Here is a 21,595-nt window from a genome sequence, read left to right as displayed (position 1 = left end):
GGTCCCGGTGGCCGGGACCTCCGGAGCATGCGGCGGATGAGCAGTATGTGGCCTGCGGGCCGGATGTGATCCGCTGTTGGCCGGCATTCGGTCGGTTTTCCCCGGCATACGACCGGTTCGCGGCGGAGGCGGGCGGGGCGGCCGAGCCGGGTGGCCGCCGAGGTCAGCCGCCCCGGACCCCGCCGATACGGGTCAGGGTCTCCCGGGCGTACCCGGCCAGCCGGGGCCGGTCGCGGACGAACCGGTGGGTGCGGCGGGCGGGTTCACGGCTCACCCAGTGGAGGGCGGCCCCCATCCCGGGGCGGGTCGACGCCCCCTCGTGGACCCTGAGCCGCCCGGTCATCAGCGAGCCCTTGTACCGGGCCGCGCCCCGGCCCAGATCGAGCAGTCCGATCCCGGCAGCCGCCGCGGCCTCCGCCATCCGCAGCAGCAGGACGAGCCCCGGGGAGTAGCGGGCGAAGCGGGGGTCGTACGCGGGGAACCAGTAGGCCAGGGCGCCGGGCGAGCGCAGGCCGAAGTGGGCGGAGACCGGCCGCCCTCCCGCGTACAGCACCGAGAGGACCCCGGAGCAGCCGGGCGTACGGGTCTTGTGCAGCAGCCGGACGAGATCGCTGATCCACCGCTGGGCGAAGCGGTCGCCGCGGCCGGTTCTGCGGTACTGGGCGGACTTCCACTCCATCAGGGTGCGCAGGGCCGCGGGGTCGCGCTCGTCGAAGACGAACCGGACCCCGCCCTGCGCCCGGCCGAGCCGGCGCTCCTTGGCGAGAGTGGAGCGGAGGAAGGTGGGCGACTGGGCGCGCAGCTCCTTCTCGTACGTCTCGTACCCCGCGCCGAGGTCGATCACCGGGGAGTCGAATCCCTCGGCGCCGCCGGGGAGGAAGAGGTCCTGGCCGGCCTCCAGGTTGTCGTACCGCCAGGCGGAGAGGGAGCAGGCGCGCAGCAGCCGGGGCGCGGTGATCTCCAGACCGGGGCGCAGGACCGCGCCCTGGCTGTCGGAGACACCGAGGCCGATCGCCCGGCCCTGGCCCCAGGGGCCGGTCTCGTACGGGAAGAAGCCGGCCCGCTCGCCGCCGAGGCCGAGCAGCGCGACCCGGGCGGCGGGGCGCACCCGGCCCACGGCGACGGTGAACTCGGGTTCCATGAAGGGGCTCGCGGGCATCCTCGACTCCGCGCGCAGCAGCCGCCAGGAGGCCAGTTCGCCGGGGCCCAGCTCCCCCGGCCGCACCACATCGACCCGTACGTCCCCGTGTCCCCGGGCACCGCTGTCCCGAACGCCGCTCACCCTCATCCCCCCGGTCCTCCCGAGCCTTCCCCCACGGCCCGGCCCGCCCGGCTCCCCGGACGCGACCGTACCGGCCCGTACCCCTCCAGGGTAGGGAACCCCGGCCGCATTGTGGCGAATTCGTGAAGACAGCGATGCCTGAGTGACACCTGATGTTCAAGTGGCGGATGTGACATAGCACGAATGGCCGCCGAGCGCAGCAATAATCCGACGTGACTTGCTCAACCAATATTCGAACGCGGTCAGTTGATCGTAGGATTCGGAATGCTCCCGATATCCCCCGCGGGAGGCGTGCGTGTCCCGGCCCCGTGTCCCGTGGGGCCCGGACGTTCCGCAAGTCCTCGTGAAAGGCTCGGTCTCCGTGGTCGTGGTCTACGTCGTGGTCTCCTCGGACATCAGGTCGAGCAGGTCGAACAGGTCGGGGCGGTCGAACAGGCCGGGCCGGACGCATGAGCCGGGAGGCTCGCCGGTCCGGCGGGCGGGGGCGCCGGCCGGGTGTGCGGGCGCGCCGGCCGGGTGTGCGGGCGCGCCGGCCGGCCCGGGGCGCTCATGGTGAGGCCGAAGGGCGCCGGACCGGGGCGGGACGCCCGGGGCCCCTCCCTGTGGTGGCCGCTGGCGGTCCTCGCCGCGGTCGCCGGGGCCACCGCCCTGGCCGACCAGTACACCCGCACCGGCACCCGTCAGCTGCTGGCCTGGGCGTGCGCCGCCCTCGCCGTGCTGGCGCCGCTCTGGGCCCTCGGCCTGGTCCGGCGGCTGCGCGCCGAGCGGGCCCGCCACGCCGAGTCCCGCGCGACGGCGGAGGCCAGGGCCGCCGAGGTGGTCCATCTGGCGGCGGTGCGGCTGCCCGCGATCAGCGAACGGCTGCGCACCGGCCGCCGCCCCGACTCCGTGCCCGGCCCTCTCGCGCCGGCCGCCGACACCGGCGACGCGTTCGCCCGGGCACTGGAGACGGTCGTGGAGGCGCTCGGCTCGGACGAGGGGGTGCGCAGGGAGCGGGTGCTGCGGGACTCCGTCCAGGCCGCGTTCGAGTCCGTCGCCCGCAATATGCACGCCATGGCCACGGTGCAGCAGCAGGTGCTCGACCGGGTCGAGCGGACCATCGAGGACCCCCGGCTCATGGCGGAGGTGATGAAGGCCGACCACGCCGCCGCGCAGATGACCCGCAAGGCCCAGACCCTGCTGGTGATGTGCGGCATCTGGCCGGCCCGCCGGGAAACCCGGCCGGTCTCGCTGTTCGACTGCGTCCGGGGGGCGCAGTCGCGGATCGTGGAGTTCACCCGGATCGAGGTGCACGGCGGGCAGACGCTGTACGTGGTGCCGCCGGCCGTCGAGGGGCTGATGCACGCCATCGCCGAACTCCTGGAGAACGCGACGGTGTTCTCGCCCTCGCGCACCCAGGTCGTGGTGACCGTGCGCGAGGTGGGCGCCGGGGCGGTGGTGGAGATCGACGACGCGGGGCTCGGCATGCCGCCGGACGTGCTGCGCCAGTCGACGGCCCGGCTCCGCGACGAACTGGACCTGGCGGAGCTGGGCGCGGTGCCCCGGCTGGGGCTCGCGTGCGTGGGCCGCTGGGCGCGGGAGCTGGGGTTCACGGTGGAGCTGACGGGGACCTCGGCGTACGGGGGGACCCGCGCGGTGGCCTTCGTGCCGTACCGCCTGCTGACGGAACCGCTCTCCCACTTCGCGGGCGGGGCGTCGGGGCTGCCCCGGCGCGGGAGGGTCGCCTCCGGCGCGGGCCGGGTGAACGGCTCGGGGGGCGGGCCGTGGGCCTCCGAGGCGGGTGCGGGTGCCGGTGCCGGTGAGGCGGGCTACCCGAAGGCGGTTCCGCCGCCGTTCCCGGGCGCGTACCGGGACACGGGCCCGGGCTCCGGCTCCGGGTCCGGGTCCCACCAGGGCCCGGGGGCAGCGGGCCCGAACACGGACCCGGCCGAGGGCCCGGGCGCCTACCGTGACGCGCCGGCGGCCGGGCTTCCGGAGGCGTACCGGGAGATGCCCTTGGGCGGGCAGCCGGACACGAACTGGGAGACACCCTCCGGGGGACAACCGAACACGTACCGGGAGACACCCTCCGGCGGACAACCGGACACGTACCGGGAGACACCCTCCGGCGGACAACCGGACACGAACTGGGGTGCGGACGCTCACCCCGGTGCCGGCCGGGGCGCGGGCCCGGGCCCGGGGGGATACCCCAGCACCCACCGGGACACGGACGCCGGCGGGCGCGACGGCACGTACCCGGACAGCGGCCGGGGCGCGGACGCCGGCGAGTACCCCGGCGACGGCCGGCACACGGACCCCGGCGAACAGCAGAACGGCTACCGACGCACGACAGCGGACCAACACCCGGACACCCACCAGGCCCCGGACGCGTACCCCGGAACCGGCCGGAGCGCGGGCCCGGGCCCCGGGGGATACCCCGGCACCCACCGGGACGCGGACGCCGGCGGGCGCGACGGCGCGTACCCCCGCACCGGCCCCGGCGGGCGCGGCGGCGGCGAGCAGCGCGGCCCCGACGGGGCGCGGGCTCGTGAGGCGCGCTTCGGGGAGTTCGGGGAGTACGCCGACAACGGCTCCCCGGGAGCCTCCGGGGTGTTCCGGAGCGGCCGGGCGGACGACGGGTCCGGGGCCGGGGGGCGTGAGGGGGCCGACGGGCCGCGGCACGCCGCGCCGCCCCGGCAGCACGAGCGGGACGGCGGCCAGGACCGGCACCCCGGCGCCTACCTCGGGACCGTGCGGGTCTCCGGGTCCTACCCGGACACCCCCCAGCACTCCACCGCCCACCACGAACTCCCCCACCGCCCGGCCGCCCAGCACCCGCCCGAGGCCGGGACGGGCGCCGGGACAGGGGCGCTGCCCCGCAGGCGCAGCCGCCGGGGCGCCGCCGTGGAGGCCGCCGCCCAGACGGCCCTCCAGCCGCAGCCCCCCGCCGCCCCTCCCCTCCCGGAGGACCGCCCCGCCTGGACCCCCGAGGCCGCGCGGGCGTCGGTCGCCAGCGTGGTCTCCGGCTCCCGGCGCGGTCGCGCGGCGCTCGCCGCCACCGACCCCACCCACCCCGACACGCACCATGGAGGCCGGCCTTGACCGGGACCATCACCAGACTCCCCGACCTGGGCTGGATGCTCCGCCCGCTGACCGAGATCCCGGGTGTCCGGCACGCCGTGGTCGTGTCGGAGGACGGTCTGCGGCTCGGCCACGCCTCCGCCGAGAAGCTCACCGGGCCCGTGGCCTCGCTCAGCGTGGGCGAGGCCGAGGCGCTCTCCGCCGCCTGCGCGGCGATGACCATGACCGGCCGGTCCACCGCGGCGCTGCTCTTCGGCCGGGGCGCGGGCGTGCGGCAGCTGATGCTGGAGTCCGAGCACGGCTTCGTCCTCTTCACCCACGCGGGGATCGGCGCGCACCTGGGCGTGGCCACGGACACCGAGGCGGATGTCGGCCTGGTGGCCCAGCGGATGCAGCTCCTGGTGGCGAAGATCGGCGCCCATCTGAGCAGCCAGCCCAGAGACCCGGTGACCGGCTCCTCATGACGGGCCGTCCGGAGGATCGGACCCCCTCGGCGGTGCGCCCGTACGTGATCACCAGAGGCCGCTCGGACACCGGCGGTGAGCCGCTGGCCTGGGAGACCCTGGTGATGGCGACGGACGCCGCGTTCCCGCCGTCCCTCCAGCCGGAGCACCACCGCATCCTGACGCTCTGCCAGGGCCTGCTGTCGGTCGCCGAGGTGGCCGCCCATCTCGGCCAGCCGCCGTCGGTGGTCCAGATACTCCTCTCCGATCTGGTCGAGTGGGGGCTGATCGTGATCCGCCCGCCCATCCCACCGGCCGAACACACCGATGTGACCATGCTCAGAAAGGTCCTCCATGGCCTCGAAAGCCGTCTCTGACGACCCGGACCGGGCGTCGGGACAACCGGGCCCGCACCAGGCGCCGTTCCGGGACATCCCCGGCCCGGGCCCCCAGCCCGGGAAGTACGTCAGCGCCAGTGTGGTGGGCGCGGCGAAGATCCTGGTGGTCGGCCCACTGGGGGTGGGCAAGACCACGCTCATCGGCACCGTCTCGGAGATCAAGCCGCTCTCCACCGAGGCGATGATGACGCAGGCGTCGGCCGGGGTGGACACGGTCACGACCCCGGGGAAGACCACCACCACGGTCGCCCTGGACTTCGGGCGGATCACCATCGACGGCGCGCTGGTGCTCTATCTCTTCGGCACGCCGGGCCAGCAGCGGTTCCTGCCCGCCTGGCGGGACCTGGCCCGGGGGTCGCTGGGCGCGCTGGCCCTGGTCGACACCCGCGATCTGGCGGCGTCCTTCGACGCGCTGGGCAATCTGGAGGACCTCGGGCTGCCGTTCGCGGTGGCGGTCAATGTCTTCCCCGGCAGCCCGCAGTACACGGAGGGCGAGCTGCGGGCGGCGCTGGATCTGCTGCCGGAGACCCCGCTGGTGGCGTGTGACGCGCGGAGCGTGCGCTCCTCGGTGCAGGCGCTGATCGCGCTGCTCGGCCATCTCATCGACACCGTCCCCCCGGAACCGGGCCCGGGCGGCCCCTCGCCGGCGGCGGCCCCGCCGCCCGTCGGCACGACCGTCACGGAGTCCTCATGAGCCTGCCGCCGCACTCCCGGCCGCCCGGGACCGGCGGTGGCCGCTCCCCGGCCGCGACCGCGCTCTACGGGCCGGACCTCGACGGGGACGCGATGCCCGCGCTGTACGAGCGGCTGCGCCGGGCGCACGGCCCGGTGGCGCCGGTGACCATCGCGCCGGGGGTGGGGGCGTGGCTGGTCCTCGGTCACCGGGAGCTGCTCCGGCTCACCCGCGAGGAGCAGGACTTCTCGCACGACCCGCGCCGGTGGACCCTGCTGCGGGAGGGCCGGGTGCCGCCGGACTCCCCGATCATGCCGATCATCGGCTGGCGCCCGGCGCTGCTCTTCGCCGACGGGCAGCAGCACCGGCGGATGCGCACGGCGGTGTCCGACGCGCTCGCCGGGATCAACGGGCACGAACTGCGCCGCACCGTGAAGGCGGCGGCCGAGCGGCTGATCGCGGACTTCGCCGACCGCCGCGAGGCCGATCTGGTGGCGCACTACGCCCGGCGGCTGCCGGTGCTGGTGATCATCGGTCTGCTCGGTCTCGACGAGCGCGTCGGGCAGCGGCTGGCGCAGGCCATCACCGGGATGGTGGTGGCCAACGCGGACTCGGTCAACGCCAGCGAGCGGATGAACACGATCCTGCTGGAGCTGATCAGGGAGAAGCGGGAGCGGCCCGGGGAGGATGTCACCTCGGCGCTGCTGCACCACGCGGCCGGGCTGACGGACGAGGAGGTGCTGCACAACCTGGTGGTGATGTTCGTCGCCGGTCAGCAGACCACCGTGAACTGGATCTCCACCACCCTGCGGGTGCTGCTCTGCGACCCGGCGTTCCGCTCCTCGCTGACGGTCGGTCACCTCAGTGTGGACGACGCCCTGGACCTGGTGCTGTGGCGCCATCCGCCGACCCAGAACTTCCCCGCCCGGTACGCCACCCGCGATCTGGACTTCGGCGGCCAGCGCATCCGGACCGGGGACATGCTGCTGCTGGGGCTCGCGGGGGCCAACCAGGACCCCGCGGTGCTGCCGGAGGACGGGGCCCCGGTGATCGGGAACCGTTCGCATCTGGCGTTCGGCGCCGGTCCGCACTCCTGCCCGGCGCAGGACCCGGCCCGGCTGATCACCCGTACCGCCGTGGACACCATCCGCCACCGGCTGCCGGATCTGGAGCTGGCGGTGCCCGAGTCCCAGCTCTCCTGGGTGAAGTCGCCCTGGAGCAAGGGGCTCGCGGCGCTGCCGGTGCGGTTCACCGAGCCGCAGCTGCCGTACGAGGGGGAGCCGCCGGACCGGTCCGCGGCCCCCTGAAGCCGCCCGAAGCACGCCCGAAGTCCGCCCGAAGCACGCCCGATGCCCGTCCGAAGCCCGTCTGATGCCCTTGCCCGCTTCCCTCGCTGTCAGGAGAGCCGAGTTGAGCACCGAGCCGAGCACTGAGCCGAACACTGAGTCTTCCCGCGCCGCCACCACCGCTCCGTACCGTCTGGACCCGAAGGGCGGCTGCCCGCACGCGGCGAACGCCCGGCTGCTCGCCCGGGGCGCCGTCACCGATGTCGTCCTGCCCGGCGGGATCGCGGGCAAGATGGTGCTGGGCCACGAGGCGCTGAAGGACTTTCTCTCCCGCCCCGATGTCGCCAAGAGCCCGGCGCACTTCACCGCGCTGCGGGAGGGCGCGATCCCCCCGGGGTGGCCGCTGCTCACCTTCGCCGTGGTGCCCGGGATGATCACGGCGGACGGTGACGACCACCGCCGGCTGCGCACGCTGGTGAGCCGGGCGTTCACCGCGCGGCGGGTGGAGGCGATGCGCGCGGGCATCGAGTCGGTGACCGCCGCGCTGCTGGACTCGCTCGCGCGGGAGGCGGCGGCCGGGGACGGGGTGGTGGATCTGCGGGCGCGGTTCGCGCTGCCGCTGCCGCTGAGCGTGATCTGCACCCTGCTGGGGCTGGACGAGGAGTACCGGGAGCGGCTGCACGAGCTGTCGAACCAGGTGGTCAGCACCACGATAGAGCCGCAGGCGGCGATCGCCGCGAACAAGGAGATGATCCAGCTCCTGGCGGCCATCGCGGCGATCCGGGCGGAGCGTCCGGGGGACGATCTGACCAGCGCGCTGATCGCCGTCCGCGACGAGGACGGCGACCGGCTCAGCCAGGAGGAGCTGATCGGCACCCTGATGCTGACGGTGGTCGCGGGCCATGAGACCACCCTCAATCTGATCAGCAACGCGGTACGGGCGCTCTGCGGGCACCGCGATCAGCTGGAGGCGGTGCGGTCGGGGAAGGCGGGCTGGGCGGATGTGGTGGAGGAGACCCTGCGCTGGGACGCCCCGGTGAGCTACTTCCCGTTCCGCTACCCCGTCGAGGACATCACGGTCGACGGCACCCTGATACCCAAGGGGACCCCGGTCCTGGCCGGTTACTCGGCGGCGGGCCGCGACACGGAGGCGCACGGCCCGGACGCCGGCCGCTTCGACGTCACCCGGTCCGGCGGGTCCCGGCATCTGTCGCTGGGCCACGGCGCGCACTTCTGCCTGGGCGCGCCGCTGGCGCGGCTGGAGGGGGCGATCGCGCTGGAGCGGCTGTTCACCCGCTTCCCCGATCTGGATCTCGCGGTCCCGGAGGCGGAGCTGGAGCGGCACGCCAGCTTCGTGGGCAACGGGGTGGACGAGCTGCCGGTGCGGCTGACGCGCTGAGCGGCCCGCCGCCCGGAGATCCGGGGGCGGCTGGACGACACTTGTCCCGTACGTGTGCGTCCTGACCGCCGAGGAGAGTGGAAGCAGCCCATGCGCCCCGTCATCGCCGTCACCGGAGCGAGCGGAGGGGTCGGCGGCCGGGTGGCCCGCCGGCTCGCCGCCGCCGGAGCCGCTCCCCGTCTGCTGGGCCGCGACCCGGAACGGCTGCCCGTGCTCGCGGGCGGCTCCCTCGCCCCGCCCGCCGCCTATGGGGACGGCGCGGCGATGCGCGCCGCGTGCGACGGCGCGCGGACGCTCTTCCTCGTCTCCGCCCGGGAGGCCCCCGACCGGGTCCACGACCACCGCACCGCCGTGGACGCGGCGGTCGCGGCGGGGGTGGAGCGCGTGGTCTATGTGTCCTTTCTGAGCGCCGCGCCCGACGCCACCTTCACGTTCGCCCGCGATCACTGGCACACGGAGGAGTACATCCGCGCCTCCGGGCTGCGCCACACCTTTCTGCGGGACAGCTTCTACCTCGCGTCGCTGGCGGGGATGGCGGGCGCGGACGGGGTGATCCGGGGTCCGGCGGGCGGGGGTGCCGTCTCCGCCGTGGCGCACGACGACATCGCGGACGCGGCGGTGGGTGTGCTGCTGGGCGAGGGCCACGACGGCCGCACCTACGACATCACCGGCCCCCGGGCGCTGACCCTGGCGGAGGCGGCGGCCGAGCTGAGCCGGTTCGCCGGGCGGGAGATCCGCTATGTCCCCGAGACCCGGGAGGAGGCGTATGCCTCCCGCGCCGGCTACGGCGCCCCGGAGTGGGAGCTGGCGGGGTGGGTGACCTCGTACGAGGCGATCGCGACGGGCGAGATGTCGCTGATCTCGGACGCGGTGCCCCGGCTGGCGGGCCGGGAGGGGATCGGCTTCACGGAGTACCTGCGGGAGAACCCGGAGGCGTACGCCCATCTGCGCGGATGAGCCCACCGGAAACCCGCGCCCCCCGGGCACGGCGAACCGGTCGGTGCCATGCGCCCCACGGCACCGGCACCGGTGCGCCGCCCCGGCCCACGTGCCCCACCGGCGCGGGTCGGCCGCCCGGCCCGGGCCCACGGCCCGGTGGGCGGCAGCAGCGGAACACCGTATCGACCGCGCCCCGGAATGCTCTCACCCGGAACACCGAATTCACCGCCGTCGGCCATCACGCGAATTCCGCTTTCCGCCGCGAAGGACGCGGCGCGCCACCCCGCACAATTACCGCCGATGCGGGGTGGCGCGCCGCGTCCGGAAAGCGGACGGGATTAGTTGTCGTTCACGAAGTACGCGGTGTCGTCGCAATACCCGGTCTGGTTCTCCTTGTGGAGACAGACTCTGAGCTTGTAGCGGGCACCCTCGGTCAGATTGTATTTGCCGCCCATGCTGGCGCGGCCGGTCTCGGTGCTGTTCACGCCTCCGACCTGGAGGGTGTAGCGGGTGCTGCCATCGGAGTTGAAGACCCAGCCCTTCACGCCCCAGCCGTCGGCCTCCTGGTCCTTGATGGTCACCACGTCGCCGTAGAGCGTGATGGAGATCTTTCCGCCGGGATCTCCGTCATCGGTCTGAACCGAGTAGTCGGCGGCCGACGCCTGGGTGCTCGCGAAGAGCGTGAGCGCCATGGCCGAAGCCGTCACTCCGAGAATCCTTCGAACGTTCATCAAGCAACTCCCGTCCGGTCTTTCTTTCCCCTGTCGAGCGTGCAGAGCGACCGTAGCTTTTTCGGCTGTTGGCCTGAAGCGAACTCCGCGCGTGATAGGCGACCGGTGGGCGCCTCCGGCCGATGACATCGATATACGGGGCTTTTCGGCAGCCGTATCGCCACGGGAGGCGGGCGGTGATATGCCGTGCGATTACCGTGTGATGGTCCTGCGGCCCCGCCGCCAGACCTCGGTGACCAGGGGGACCCCCGGGCGGTACGCGAGATGGACGGGGCTCGGGGCGTCGAGGAGCGCGAGGTCGGCGCGGGTGCCGGGGGTCAGGCGGCCGATGTCCGTGCGGCGCAGGGCGGCGGCGCCGCCCGCCGTGGCCGACCAGAGGGCCTCGTCGGGGGTCATGCCCATGTCCCGTACGGCCAGGGCGACGCAGAACGGCATGGACGAGGTGAAGGAGGAACCGGGGTTGCAGTCCGTGGAGAGCGCCACGGTCACCCCGGCGTCCAGCAGCCTGCGCGCGTCGGGCCACGGGGCGCGGGTGGAGAACTCGGCGCCGGGCAGCAGGGTGGCGACGGTGGTGCCGTTCGCGAGGGCGTCGATGTCCGCGTCGGTGAGATGGGTGCAGTGGTCGGCGCTGGCCGCCTCCAGTTCGACGGCGAGCTGGACACCGGGCCCGGGGCCGAGCTGGTTGGCGTGGACGCGGGGAATCAGCCCCTTCGCCTTCCCCGCGGTGAGCACGGCGCGCGCCTGGTCGCCGTCGAAGGCCCCGCGCTCGCAGAAGACATCGACCCAGCGGGCGTGCGGGGCGCAGGCGTCGAGCATCTCGCCGGTGACGAGGGCGACATAGCCGGCCGGGTCGTCGGCGTGGTCGGGGGGCACGATGTGCGCGCCGAGGTAGGTGACCTCGTCGGTGTGGCGGGCGGCGATCTCCAGGGCGCGGGCCTCGTCGCGGACGGTGAGCCCGTAGCCGGACTTGGTCTCGAAGGTGGTGGTGCCCTGGCGGAGGGCCTCGCCGAGGTAGCGGACGAGACCCGCCTCCAGCTCGGCGTCGGAGGCCGCGCGGGTGGCGGCGACGGTGGTGCGGATGCCGCCGGCCTCGTAGCGGCGCCCGGACATCCGGGCGTTGAACTCCTGGGTGCGGTCGCCGCCGAAGAGCAGATGGGAGTGGGAGTCGACGAACCCGGGGATCACGGCGGCGCCCCCCGCGTCATGGACGGTGTCGGCCGCGGGGGCGGACCCGGCGGGGCCGGCCCAGGCGACGAGGTCCCCGTCGATGAGGAGCGCGGCGTCGGGGATGGCGCCGAGGGGGGACCCGTCGCCGAGGGCCGGATCGTTGGTGACGAGAACGCCGATACGGGTGATGAGGGTGGTGCTCATGAGGTCCTCTCGCTGATCGACCGCCGTCCGTCGCGGCGGGGTCCGGGGCCGCCCGCCCCACGGTACGGGGGAGCCTGCGGCGGTCCGTGGGGCCGGTGTCACCCGGATGGCCGTCTACCCCCGCCGTGTCACCGTGCGCCACCATGTGCTCACAGACCTCTGTTGAAGGGGAAAGCACATGGGCACGGTCGCGCAGTCGCCACCCGGGGGTTCCGCCGTCCGCGAGGCCAAGCGGTAGCGGGGGTGGCCCCCTTCGGCGAGCGGCCCCGGCGTGAAGCGGACACCGCGGCCCGGGGCGTCGCCCGGCCCGAGGACTCGCCGTGGGTCCGTGCGGCGGTGGACGCCCTGCCCCGGCACCTGTTCGCGGCGGACCGGCCGGGGCGGCCGGGCACCACCGCCCCGCCCTGTCCGCGCACGGTGGTGGACCTGCTCGACTCGCTCCGGCTGAAACCGGGCCACCGGGTCCTGGAGCTGGGCACGGGCTCCGGCTGGACCGCCGCCCTGCTGGCCCACCGGGCCGGACCCGGCCGGGTCACCAGCGTCGAGGCGGACCCCGGGCGGGCAGCCGCCGCCCGGAGACGGCTGGCGGCAGCGGGGGCCGGACCGGCGGTGGAGGTGGCCGACTCCGCGGCGGGGTGGCCGCGCGGCGCGCCGTACGACCGGGTCGTCTCGGCCCGCGCGGTGGACCGCGTCCCCTGGGCGTGGGTGGCCCAGACCCGGCCCGGCGGGCGGATCGTCACCCCCTGGGGCCGGCTCGGCCATGTGGCCCTCACCGTCGCCGCGGACGGCCGCTCGGCGAGCGGCTGGGTCCAGGGCGCCGCCTGCCGCACCCCCGCCCGGGCCGAGGACACCGGTTCCGACGGCTTCGCCCGGGTCCGCGGCGCCGGCCCCGCGGCCGGCGAACGCCCCTGGTCCCGCGACCCGGCGGCCCTCCGGGAGGACCGTCATCTGCGGTTCGCCCTGAGCGTCGCCCTCCCGGGGGTCCGGGTCACCGTCGCCGCCGCCGGCCACGGCACGGGCGCGCGGCTCCACGACGGCGTCTCGTCCTGGGCCACCCTCTCCACCCTTCCCGACGCCACCGCCCTGGCCGCCCAGGGCGGCCCGCGCCGCCTCGCCGACGAACTCGAACTGGCCTGGGACGGCTGGCTGGAGGCGGGCAGCCCGGATCTGTACGAGTTCGGCCTGACGGTGGAGTCCGAGGAGCTCCAGTACGCCTGGGCCCTCGACCAGGAGACGGGACCCCGCTGGCTGCTGCCGGCCCCGGCGGACCCGGGCGCGGCGCCCGGGGACGGCCCCTCCCCCGACGACCCGGCCGGACGGCGCCGGCGGTGACGGGGTGAGGCGCGCACGGGGCGGGTGGGGACGGGCGGGGCCGGTACGGGCGATACGGCCCACCGCCCGGATCAGTGCCCGTCCGGGGTCGGGCGGTGGTGAACGTACTCCACGACCGTCCCGTCCGGGTGGCGGGCGTTGAAGCCCGCCCCGGTGGGGACCTCCTGGAGCGGGAAGAGAATCTCCGCTCCCGCCGCGACCAGGCGGTCGTGGTAGGGGCGCACATCATCGACCAGCAGTGTCCCGACGGTGGAGCGGAAGGGGCGCAGATCCTCCTCGGAGCCCTCGATGAGGAGGAACGCCCCGACCATCGCGAGCCTGAGGTTCTTCGCCGGGAAGCCGAACCGGCCGTCCGCCTCGACGGCCTGGAGCCTCTCGTGGAAGGCGATGCTGTCGTCCAGCTCCCCCGGTGCGACGAACACCCGGATGAGGACACGGGGTTCGGCGAGGCCGGAGGAGTCGGTGCGCTTGCGCCACACGTCCGGGCGCCCCTGGTCTGCGGTCATCCGGTCAGTCTGGCACGGGCTCACGCGCGCAGCGCCCCGATCGCCGAGGCCAGCTCCCCCGCCGCGTCCGGGATCAGGGTGTGCGCCCCGGACCTGACCACCCGGCGGCCCGCGACCACCACATCGGTGACATCCGCCGCCGACGCCGCGAACACCGCCGTCTCGGCGGCCAGCCGGGCCACCGGGCCCGCCGTGCGGACGGAGGTGAGGGAGACGGTGGCGAAGTCGGCGGGGGCGCCGGCGCGCAGCCGCCCGGCCTCGGGCCAGCCGAGGGAGGTGTGACCGGTGGCGGTGGCGGCGCGCAGGAGCGCGGCCGCGGTCCAGTGGCCCCGGGTGCGGGTGCGCAGCCGCTCGTCGAGTTCGAGGGCCCGGGCCTCCTCCAGGAGGTCGATGACGGCGTGGCTGTCGCTGCCGAGGGAGAGCGGGGAGCCGGCCCGCTGGAGCGCGGCGGCGGGGCCGATGCCGTCGGCGAGGTCCCGTTCGGTGGTGGGGCACACGCAGACCCCGGCGCCGGCGCCGCCGAGCACCCCGATGTCGTCGTCGGTGAGATGGGTGGCGTGGACGGCGGTCACCGTCGGTTTCCAGAACCCGGCGCGGTCCAGGAGCCGGGTGGGCGTACAGCCGTGGACCGCCTGGCAGGCCGCGTTCTCGGCGGGCTGTTCGGAGAGGTGGAGATGGACGGGCAGACCGTCGGTGCGCTCGGCGAACCGCTCGTACCCGTCGCGGTCGGAGAAGGCGCGGACCGAGTGGAGTGCCGCGCCGATCCGCGCGTGGTCGCGGGGCTCCAGCCGGCTGAACCGCTCCCACCAGCCGTCGGCGCCGCCGTCGCCGAACCGGAGCTGGGGGCCTTCGAGGGGCTGGTAGCCGTCGCGGGTGAGGCCGCCGTGGAGATAGGCGGTGTCGAGCAGGGTGATCCGGATGCCGGCGTCCGCCGCCGCCGCGATCAGCGCCTCCCCCATCGCGTTGGGGTCGGCGTAGGGCACACCGCCGGGCCCGTGGTGCAGATAGTGGAACTCCCCCACCACGGTCACCCCGGCGAGCGCCATCTCCGCGTACACCGCCCGCGCCAGGGCGTGGTACGTCTCCGGGGTGAGCCGGGCCGCCGTCGCGTACATCACCTCCCGCCAGGTCCAGAACGTGCCGGTGCCGACCTGGACGGTGGAGCGCAGGGCGCGGTGGAAGGCGTGCGAGTGGGTGTTGGCGAGGCCGGGGACGGTCAGCCCGCGCAGGATCTCCGCGCCCGGCGGGGGCGCGGGGGTCTCCTGGCGCAGGGCGGCGATCCGGCCGTCGCGCACCTCCAGCAGCACACCGGGTTCGACATGGGTGTCGAGCCAGGCGTGTTCGGCCCAGTACGTCACGGTCAGCGGCACGCGAGCCCTTCCAGTACGTCGGCGAGCGCGAGCACCCCGGCGGCGCAGTCGTCCTCGGCGGCGCTTTCGGCCGGGGAGTGCGAGACGCCGGTGGGGTTGCGCACGAACAGCATGGCGGTCGGTACGGAGGCGGAGAGGATTCCGGCGTCGTGTCCCGCTCCCGTGCCGAGGACGGGGAGGGCGCCGCCGAGGAGCCGGTTCAGCTCGTCCCGGAGCGCGTGCTGGAACTCGACGACCGGGGTGAAGGACTCCCGTACGACGGTGAGGTCGACGCCGTCGCGCCGGGCGTGCTCGCCGGCGGCCCGCTCGATCGCGGCGACGACCGTGTCGAGGCCGTCCTGATCGGCGGCGCGGGCGTCCAGCCAGCCCCGGACCAGGGACGGGATGGCGTTGACGCCGTTGGGTTCGACGGCGACCTTGCCGAAGGTGGCGACCGCGCCCGCGAGCCGGGCCTCGCGGCGGGCGGCGAGGACGGTCTCGGCGTAGGTGAGCATCGGGTCGCGGCGGTCGGCGAGGCGGGTGGTGCCGGCGTGGTTGGCCTCGCCCGCGAAGTCGTACCGCCAGCGGCCGTGGGGCCAGATGGCGGACGCGATGCCGACCGGGTCCCCGGAGAGGTCGAGGGCGCGGCCCTGCTCCACGTGCAGCTCGACGAACGCGCCGACGCGGGCGAGGCGTTCGGGGTCGGGGCCCAGCGCCGACGGGTCCTGTCCCGCGGCCTCCATCGCCTGCGGGAGGGTGGTGCCGCCGGCGTCCCGGAGCGCGTACGCCTGCTCCCGGGTGAGCCGTCCGGCGGTGAGCCGGGAGCCGACGCAGGCGAGGCCGAAGCGGGCGCCCTCCTCGTCGGCGAAGTTGGTGACCGCGATCGGGCGGGTGGGGCGGGCGCCCCGGCGGCGCAGCTCGTCGAGGGCGGCGAGGGCGGAGACGACGCCGAGGGGGCCGTCGAAGGCGCCGCCGTCGGGCACGGAGTCGAGGTGCGAGCCGGTGACCACGGCGTCCGTGCCCCCGGGGTCGCCGAGCCAGGCCCACTGGTTGCCGTTCCGGTCGGTCTCGTGCGCGAGGCCCCGGGCGAGGGCCTGCTCCCGGAACCAGGCCCGGCAGTCGGTGTCGGCCCCGGTCCAGGCGTACCGGCGGTAGCCGCCGGTCGAGGAGGACCGTCCGATGGTGGCGAGTTCTCGCCACATCTCCTGGAAGGAGGCCGCTCCGGGCGCGGGGGAGGTCACTCGGACTCCCTCATGGGGACGCGGACCGCGCGCTCCGCGGCGACGGCCCCGGCGGATTCGTATCCCGCGTCGACATGGCGGATGACCCCCATCCCGGGGTCGTTGGTCAGCACCCGCCGGATCTTCTCCCCGGCCAGCGCGGTCCCGTCCGCCACCGTCACCTGCCCCGCGTGGAGCGAGCGGCCCATCCCGACGCCGCCGCCGTGGTGGATCGAGACCCAGGAGGCGCCCGATGCCACATTCACCATCGCGTTGAGCAGCGGCCAGTCCGCGATGGCGTCCGAGCCGTCGAGCATCGCCTCGGTCTCGCGGTACGGGGAGGCCACCGAGCCGCAGTCCAGGTGGTCGCGGCCGATCGCCAGCGGGGCCGTCAGCTCGCCCGACGCCACCATGTCGTTGAAGCGCTCGCCCGCGCGGTCGCGCTCGCCGTAGCCGAGCCAGCAGATCCGGGCGGGCAGGCCCTGGAAGCGGACCCGTTCGCCCGCCAGGGTGATCCAGCGGCGCAGGGACTCGTTCTCGGGGAAGAGCTCCAGCATCGCCCGGTCGGTCCGGGCGATGTCGGCGGCGTCCCCGGAGAGCGCGGCCCAGCGGAAGGGGCCCTTCCCCTCGCAGAACAGGGGGCGGATGTAGGCGGGGACGAACCCGGGGAAGTCGAAGGCCCGGCCGTATCCGGCGAGCCGGGCCTCGCCCCGGATGGAGTTCCCGTAGTCGAAGACCTCGGCCCCCGCGTCCAGGAACCCCACCATCGCCTCCACATGGCGGGCCATCGACTCGCGCGCCCGGACGGTGAAGTCGGCCGGCTTCTCCGCCGCGAGGGAGGCCATGTCGTCGAAGGGGACCCCGAGCGGGAGGTAGGAGAGGGGGTCGTGGGCCGAGGTCTGGTCGGTCACGATGTCGATGGGGGCGCCCGTCTCCAGGAAGTACGGCAGCACCTCGGCCGCGTTGCCGAGGACCCCGATGGAGAGCGGGCGGCGGGCGTCCCGCGCCTCGGCCGCGAGGCGCAGGGCGTGGTCCGGGGAGTCGGCGCGGACATCGAGGTACCGGTGCCCGATCCGGCGCTCGATGGCGCGCGGGTCGCAGTCGACGCAGATCACGACCCCGTCGTTCATGGTGACGGCGAGCGGCTGCGCGCCGCCCATCCCGCCGAGACCGGCCGTCAGGGTGATCGTCCCCGCCAGGGTGCCGCCGAACTTCTTCGCGGCGACGGCGGCGAAGGTCTCGTAGGTGCCCTGGAGGATGCCCTGGGTGCCGATGTAGATCCAGGACCCGGCGGTCATCTGCCCGTACATGGTCAGCCCGAGGGCCTCCAGGCGCCGGAACTCCTCCCAGTTCGCCCAGTCGCCGACCAGGTTGGAGTTGGCGATGAGAACGCGCGGGGCCCATTCGTGGGTCCGCATCACACCGACCGGGCGGCCGGACTGGACGAGCATCGTCTCGTCCTGTTTCAGCGTCCGCAGGGTGCGCACCATGGCGTCGAAGGAGCGCCAGTCGCGGGCCGCCTTGCCGGTGCCGCCGTAGACGACCAGCCGCTCGGGGTGCTCGGCGACCTCGGGGTCCAGATTGTTCTGGAGCATGCGGAGGGCGGCTTCCTGCTGCCATCCGAGGGTCTGGAGTTCCGTACCGCGCGGGGCCCGGACGGGGCGGGGTCCTGACATGGGCAGTTGCCTCCTCGCGACAGCGGCGGGCATCCGTGGCGGAGCCGGCTGTTCACCTCGGTTATTCACATCCTGACGAGATGAATAGTTCTAGTCAACAGGTGTGCCCCGGCCGCCGGGGGTGGTTGGCTGGCCCATATGACCGCCGAACGAAGGAATCAAGCCGTACGAGCCGCTGTCGCACAGGGGCTTCTCACCGAGGAGCGGCCGGTGGCCGCCCTCCTGGACGTGGCCGGAATACGCGATTCGGCGGCGGAGCTGCGCGCGGCGTTCGCCGCCGTCACCGACGCGCCGGTGCTGCACGCCTTCGCGGTGAAGGCCGCGCCCCTGGTGCCGGTGCTCGCGCTGCTCGGCGCCGAGGGGATCGGGGCGGAGGTCGCCAGCCCCGGGGAGCTGGCACTGGCGCGCGCCGCCGGCATCCCGCCCGAGCGCACCGTGCTCGACTCCCCCGCCAAGACCCCGGGCGAACTGCGCGAGGCGCTCGCCCTCGGGATCGCGATCAACGCCGACAACCCGCAGGAGCTGGCCCGGATCGGTGAACTCGCGGCGGCCGGGGCCGATCCCGGCGCCCGCTCCCCGCTCGGGCTGCGGGTCAATCCGCAGATCGGCGGGGGCTCCATCGGGGCGCTCTCCACCGCGACGGCCACCTCGAAGTTCGGGGTCGCCCTGCGGGACGCGGGGGCGCGCGAGGCCGTCGTACGGATGTATCTGGAGCGGCCCCGGCTGACCCGGCTGCACACCCACTCGGGTTCGCAGGGCGTGCCGCTGGAGCGGATGGCCGAGGGGGTGCGGGAGGTGTACGCGCTCGCCGAGGAGATCAACGCGGCGGCCGGGCGACAGCAGATCGACACCGTCGACATCGGCGGCGGGCTGCCGGTGAACTTCGCGTCCGACGAGGTGACACCCACCTTCGCGGAGTACGCCGAGCTGCTGAAGGAGCAGGTCCCGGGGCTGCTGGACGGGCGGTACGGGCTGGTCACCGAGTTCGGGCGGGCGCTGCTCGCCAAGCACGGCACGATCCTCGCCCGGGTGGAGTACGCCAAGGTCTCGGGCTCGCGCCCGATCGCGGTCACCCACGCGGGGGTGCAGGTCGCCACCCGTACCGTCTACGACCCGGTCTCCTGGCCGCTGCGGATCACCGCCCACGACGGGCGGGGGGTGCCGAAGACCGGGCCGGACGTGGTGCAGGACATCGCCGGGCCGGCGTGTTTCGCGGGCGATCTGCTGGCCGAGGGGCGGGCGCTGCCGCTGCTGGAGCAGGGGGATGTGATCGCGGCCCTGGACACCGGGGCGTACTTCTTCTCCAGCCACTACGGCTACAACAGCCTGCCCCGCGCCGGGGTGCACGGCTTCCGGGTGCGGGACGGGGCGGTGGAGTTCTCGCTCGCCCGGGAGCCGCAGAGCGTGGCGGAGATCGTGGCCGAGTCGGGGGGCGGTCTGGCGGGCGCGCTGCTGTAGCCCGGCCGGGGGCGGTACGGGCTCGTCCGGGGGCGGTTGTCGGTGGCGGCTGGTTTCCTGGAGCCATGGCGGACAGGGAAGTGGTCGTCGAGCGCAGGATCGCGGCGCCCGCCGAGCGGGTCTGGCGGGTGCTGACCGATCTGGCGGGCGCCCCGGCGGTGCTGAGCGGTGTGGAGGCGGTCGAGGTGCTCTCCGATGGGCCCTTCGGGGTCGGCACCCGGTGGCGCGAGACCCGGCGGATGCTGGGGAAGGAGGCCACCGAGGAGATGTGGGTGACCGCGAGCGACCCGCCGCGCGGTTACACGGTGGAGGCCGCCTCGCGCGGGGCGGCCCACCGCTCCCGGTTCACCCTGCGGCCCGCCGGGCCCGGGGCCACCGATGTCCGGATGTCCTTCACGGCCGTCCCGCCCGGCGGCGCCGCCGGGCTGCCGGCGAGGGTGTTCGGCGCGCTGGGAGCGCGGCTCGTGAGCAGGGCCGTCGCACGGGACCTGGCGGATGTGGCGGCGGCGGCGGAACGGGCCGGCCCCGGCTCCCCCGGGACCGTCTGACCCCCCGCGCCCCGCGCAACGGACGCATTTCCTGCACATCCGCGGCGCATCACCCGGGAGCTTCCGGGCAGTCCTCCTCCCGTACCGCATCCGCACCGCCCGGGGGAGGGCCCCTTTGACCAGCGCACCCGCCACCGACCGCAGTACCGGGACGCCCGAGGGCGAGGGCCCGCTCAAAAGGGTCCTCGGGCCGAAGCTGCTGATCCTCTTCGTGATCGGCGACATCCTCGGCACCGGTATCTACGCCACCACCGGCAAGGTCGCCGGGAAGGTCGGAGGTGCGCTGTGGCTGCCGTTCCTGATCGGATTCCTCGTCGCGGTGCTGACCGCGGCGTCCTATGTGGAGCTGGTCGGCAAGTACCCCAGGGCGGCGGGGGCCGCGCTCTACACCCAGAAGGCGTTCAAGGTCCCCTTCGTGACCTTCATCGTCGCCTTCATGGTGATGTGCTCCGGGCTGGCCTCGGCGAGCGCTGCGGCCCGCGCCTTCGGCGGTGACTACTTCCACGAGTTCACCGACGCGGTCCCGCCGACACTGATCGCGGTCGTCTTCATCCTGGTGCTCGCCGCGCTGAATCTGCGCGGGGTCTCGGAGTCCGTGAAGACCAATGTGGTGCTCACCGTCGTGGAGCTGACGGGCCTCGCGGTGATTCTCGCGATCGGCGCGTGGGCGGTGCTCTCGGGTGACGGCGAGCCCGCCCGGCTCACCGAACTGGAGACGTCCGGGACCGGGTTCGCGCTCTTCACCGGGGTGCTGGGGGCAACGGCGCTGGCGTTCTTCGCCTTTGTCGGCTTCGAGGACTCGGTGAACATGGCGGAGGAGACCAAGGACCCCGTCCGCACCTTCCCCAAGGCGATCTTCATCGGGATCGGGGTCACCGGCACGATCTACATCCTGGTGGCCCTGGTCTCCTCGCTGCTGGTCGACCACCGCACCCTCGCGGGGTCCAGCGGGCCGCTCCTGGAGGTGGTCAAGGCGGGCGGGCTCGGCTTCCCGCCCAAACTCTTCGCCCTGATCGCGCTGTTCGCGGTCACCAACTCGGCGCTGATCAACATCATGATGGCCTCGCGGCTCTGCTACGGCATGGCCAATGAGCGGATTCTGCCGAAGGCGATGGCCCGGGTGCTGCCCAACCGGTGCACCCCGGTCGTCGGGATCGTCTTCGTGTCGGTGCTGGCGATCGGTCTCGTGCTGACCGGGGAGATCGAGGGGCTCGGCGACACCACGGCGTTCCTGCTGCTCTGTGTGTTCGCGGTGGTCAACATCGCGGTGCTGGTGCTGCGCCGCGACAAGGTGGAGCACCGGCACTTCCGGACGCCGACGGCGCTCCCGGTGCTGGGCGCGATCACGGCCCTGGTGCTGGCGAGCCCGCTGGCGGACCGGGATGCGGAGGTGTACATCCGGGCGGGGGTGCTGTTGGTGATCGGGGTGGGGTTGTGGTGGGTGAACCGCCTGGTGATGCGCTCACGCGGCGAGTCCCCTTCCCCCTGAGCCCGGGGGCGCCGGGCTCACGCCGGGGGCGCCTCGTGCGGGGTCCTGTGCCCCAGGGTCCGTCCTCAATCTCCCCCAGAGCTGCCTCTGGGAGGTGCCCCCGGACAGGCTGGGTGGTTCAGCCCCTCCGGCGACCTGAGCCGCACCACCCCGGCCCCTCCGGCGACCTGAGCAACCCAAGCCCCTCCGGCGATTGAGCCGCACCACCTCGGCCCCTCCTGCGACCTGAGCCGCCCCCCTCCCAGCCCCGCCGGCGACCTGAGCAACCCAAGCCCCTCCGGCGATTGAGCCGCACCACCCCGGCCCCTCCTGCGACCTGAGCCGCCCCCCTCCCAGCCCCGCCGGCGACCTGAGCAAACCAAGCCCCTCCGGCGATTGAGGAGCGGGGGTTCGGGGGCCGGCCCCCGACCGTGGCCCGCACCGTGCGGGGCTCCT

General features: G+C 74.5%; 18 protein-coding genes. 11 read left to right on the top strand and 7 right to left on the bottom strand.

Annotated features, from left to right (window positions below; translation table 11 throughout):
- Window positions 1-163: 163 nt before the first annotated feature.
- Window positions 164-1,288 (bottom strand): GNAT family N-acetyltransferase, encoded by a 1,125-nt coding sequence (locus ABT122_RS26745; RefSeq protein ID WP_502976208.1) that lies wholly within the window; start codon window positions 1,286-1,288, stop codon window positions 164-166.
- A gap of 543 nt (window positions 1,289-1,831) precedes the next feature.
- Between ABT122_RS26745 and ABT122_RS26740 the strand changes: the two genes are divergently transcribed.
- From ABT122_RS26740 to ABT122_RS26710, 7 genes are all read left to right on the top strand, one after another.
- Window positions 1,832-4,363, top strand: coding sequence for an ATP-binding protein (locus tag ABT122_RS26740; protein WP_351557365.1), 2,532 nt, complete (start codon window positions 1,832-1,834; stop codon window positions 4,361-4,363).
- The gene (locus tag ABT122_RS26735; protein WP_351557362.1) at window positions 4,360-4,806 is read left to right on the top strand and encodes a roadblock/LC7 domain-containing protein; all 447 of its coding nucleotides are present in this window, start codon (window positions 4,360-4,362) and stop codon (window positions 4,804-4,806) included. The genes ABT122_RS26740 and ABT122_RS26735 overlap by 4 nt, the downstream gene beginning before the upstream one ends.
- Window positions 4,803-5,162, top strand: a complete 360-nt coding sequence (locus ABT122_RS26730) for a DUF742 domain-containing protein (protein WP_351557359.1) — start codon at window positions 4,803-4,805, stop codon at window positions 5,160-5,162. Before ABT122_RS26735 ends, ABT122_RS26730 begins: the two co-directional genes overlap by 4 nt.
- The gene (locus tag ABT122_RS26725; protein ID WP_351557356.1) at window positions 5,140-5,877 is read left to right on the top strand and encodes a GTP-binding protein; all 738 of its coding nucleotides are present in this window, start codon (window positions 5,140-5,142) and stop codon (window positions 5,875-5,877) included. Before ABT122_RS26730 ends, ABT122_RS26725 begins: the two co-directional genes overlap by 23 nt.
- Window positions 5,874-7,163: a cytochrome P450 gene (locus ABT122_RS26720; protein ID WP_351557353.1), complete on the top strand. Its 1,290-nt coding sequence runs from the start codon at window positions 5,874-5,876 to the stop codon at window positions 7,161-7,163. Before ABT122_RS26725 ends, ABT122_RS26720 begins: the two co-directional genes overlap by 4 nt.
- Window positions 7,164-7,266: 103 nt before the next feature.
- Entirely contained in the window at window positions 7,267-8,541 is a 1,275-nt protein-coding gene (locus ABT122_RS26715; RefSeq protein ID WP_351557350.1) for a cytochrome P450 family protein, read from the top strand.
- Between the two features lie 90 nt (window positions 8,542-8,631).
- On the top strand, window positions 8,632-9,498 hold the full coding sequence (locus ABT122_RS26710) for an NAD(P)H-binding protein (protein ID WP_351557347.1): 867 nt from the start codon (window positions 8,632-8,634) through the stop codon (window positions 9,496-9,498).
- A 320-nt stretch (window positions 9,499-9,818) separates the two neighbouring features.
- Here ABT122_RS26710 and ABT122_RS26705 read toward each other — a convergent pair whose 3' ends face one another.
- Window positions 9,819-10,187 (bottom strand): hypothetical protein, encoded by a 369-nt coding sequence (locus ABT122_RS26705; RefSeq protein ID WP_351557344.1) that lies wholly within the window; start codon window positions 10,185-10,187, stop codon window positions 9,819-9,821.
- Between the two features lie 216 nt (window positions 10,188-10,403).
- Entirely contained in the window at window positions 10,404-11,582 is a 1,179-nt protein-coding gene (hutI, locus tag ABT122_RS26700) for an imidazolonepropionase (RefSeq protein ID WP_351557341.1), read from the bottom strand.
- A 243-nt stretch (window positions 11,583-11,825) separates the two neighbouring features.
- Between hutI and ABT122_RS26695 the strand changes: the two genes are divergently transcribed.
- Window positions 11,826-12,914: a methyltransferase domain-containing protein gene (locus ABT122_RS26695; RefSeq protein WP_351557339.1), complete on the top strand. Its 1,089-nt coding sequence runs from the start codon at window positions 11,826-11,828 to the stop codon at window positions 12,912-12,914.
- A 71-nt stretch (window positions 12,915-12,985) separates the two neighbouring features.
- On the opposite strand, the gene ABT122_RS26690 is transcribed toward ABT122_RS26695, so the two are convergent.
- The 4 genes from ABT122_RS26690 to hutU are packed head-to-tail and all read right to left on the bottom strand — an operon-like array spanning window position 12,986 to window position 17,665.
- Window positions 12,986-13,420 (bottom strand): VOC family protein, encoded by a 435-nt coding sequence (locus ABT122_RS26690; RefSeq protein ID WP_351557336.1) that lies wholly within the window; start codon window positions 13,418-13,420, stop codon window positions 12,986-12,988.
- Window positions 13,421-13,440: 20 nt separating this feature from the next.
- Complete coding sequence (locus ABT122_RS26685; protein ID WP_351557333.1) at window positions 13,441-14,790, bottom strand: formimidoylglutamate deiminase; 1,350 nt, start codon at window positions 14,788-14,790, stop codon at window positions 13,441-13,443.
- The gene (locus tag ABT122_RS26680) at window positions 14,781-15,971 is read right to left on the bottom strand and encodes an allantoate amidohydrolase (RefSeq protein WP_351557403.1); all 1,191 of its coding nucleotides are present in this window, start codon (window positions 15,969-15,971) and stop codon (window positions 14,781-14,783) included. The genes ABT122_RS26685 and ABT122_RS26680 overlap by 10 nt, the downstream gene beginning before the upstream one ends.
- 35 nt (window positions 15,972-16,006) lie before the next feature.
- Complete coding sequence (hutU, locus tag ABT122_RS26675; RefSeq protein WP_351557330.1) at window positions 16,007-17,665, bottom strand: urocanate hydratase; 1,659 nt, start codon at window positions 17,663-17,665, stop codon at window positions 16,007-16,009.
- A gap of 138 nt (window positions 17,666-17,803) precedes the next feature.
- On the opposite strand from hutU, the gene ABT122_RS26670 reads away from it, so the two are divergent.
- From ABT122_RS26670 to ABT122_RS26660, 3 genes are all read left to right on the top strand, one after another.
- Window positions 17,804-19,123, top strand: a complete 1,320-nt coding sequence (locus tag ABT122_RS26670; protein WP_351557327.1) for a type III PLP-dependent enzyme domain-containing protein — start codon at window positions 17,804-17,806, stop codon at window positions 19,121-19,123.
- A gap of 65 nt (window positions 19,124-19,188) precedes the next feature.
- Window positions 19,189-19,671, top strand: coding sequence for an SRPBCC family protein (locus tag ABT122_RS26665; protein WP_351557324.1), 483 nt, complete (start codon window positions 19,189-19,191; stop codon window positions 19,669-19,671).
- A 115-nt stretch (window positions 19,672-19,786) separates the two neighbouring features.
- The gene (locus ABT122_RS26660) at window positions 19,787-21,160 is read left to right on the top strand and encodes an APC family permease (protein ID WP_351557321.1); all 1,374 of its coding nucleotides are present in this window, start codon (window positions 19,787-19,789) and stop codon (window positions 21,158-21,160) included.
- The last annotated feature ends 435 nt before the right edge of the window (window positions 21,161-21,595 follow it).

This window comes from Streptomyces sp. NPDC001985 (genome assembly GCF_040296845.1).
Taxonomy (GTDB): Bacteria; Actinomycetota; Actinomycetes; order Streptomycetales; family Streptomycetaceae; genus Streptomyces.
Note: the sequence above shows the minus strand (reverse complement) of the source record. Positions and strands in the feature narration are given on the sequence as shown.

Coding starts and splice junctions, on each gene's coding strand:
- ABT122_RS26745 (WP_502976208.1), bottom strand. CDS start 1,288: ATGAGGGTGAGCGGCGTTCGGGACAGCGGTGCCCGGGGACACGGGGAC.
- ABT122_RS26690 (WP_351557336.1), bottom strand. CDS start 13,420: ATGACCGCAGACCAGGGGCGCCCGGACGTGTGGCGCAAGCGCACCGAC.
- ABT122_RS26680 (WP_351557403.1), bottom strand. CDS start 15,971: ATGTGGCGAGAACTCGCCACCATCGGACGGTCCTCCTCGACCGGCGGC.
- hutU (WP_351557330.1), bottom strand. CDS start 17,665: ATGTCAGGACCCCGCCCCGTCCGGGCCCCGCGCGGTACGGAACTCCAG.
- ABT122_RS26710 (WP_351557347.1), top strand. CDS start 8,632: ATGCGCCCCGTCATCGCCGTCACCGGAGCGAGCGGAGGGGTCGGCGGC.
- ABT122_RS26725 (WP_351557356.1), top strand. CDS start 5,140: ATGGCCTCGAAAGCCGTCTCTGACGACCCGGACCGGGCGTCGGGACAA.
- ABT122_RS26665 (WP_351557324.1), top strand. CDS start 19,189: ATGGCGGACAGGGAAGTGGTCGTCGAGCGCAGGATCGCGGCGCCCGCC.
- ABT122_RS26720 (WP_351557353.1), top strand. CDS start 5,874: ATGAGCCTGCCGCCGCACTCCCGGCCGCCCGGGACCGGCGGTGGCCGC.
- ABT122_RS26670 (WP_351557327.1), top strand. CDS start 17,804: ATGACCGCCGAACGAAGGAATCAAGCCGTACGAGCCGCTGTCGCACAG.
- ABT122_RS26730 (WP_351557359.1), top strand. CDS start 4,803: ATGACGGGCCGTCCGGAGGATCGGACCCCCTCGGCGGTGCGCCCGTAC.
- hutI (WP_351557341.1), bottom strand. CDS start 11,582: ATGAGCACCACCCTCATCACCCGTATCGGCGTTCTCGTCACCAACGAT.
- ABT122_RS26740 (WP_351557365.1), top strand. CDS start 1,832: ATGGTGAGGCCGAAGGGCGCCGGACCGGGGCGGGACGCCCGGGGCCCC.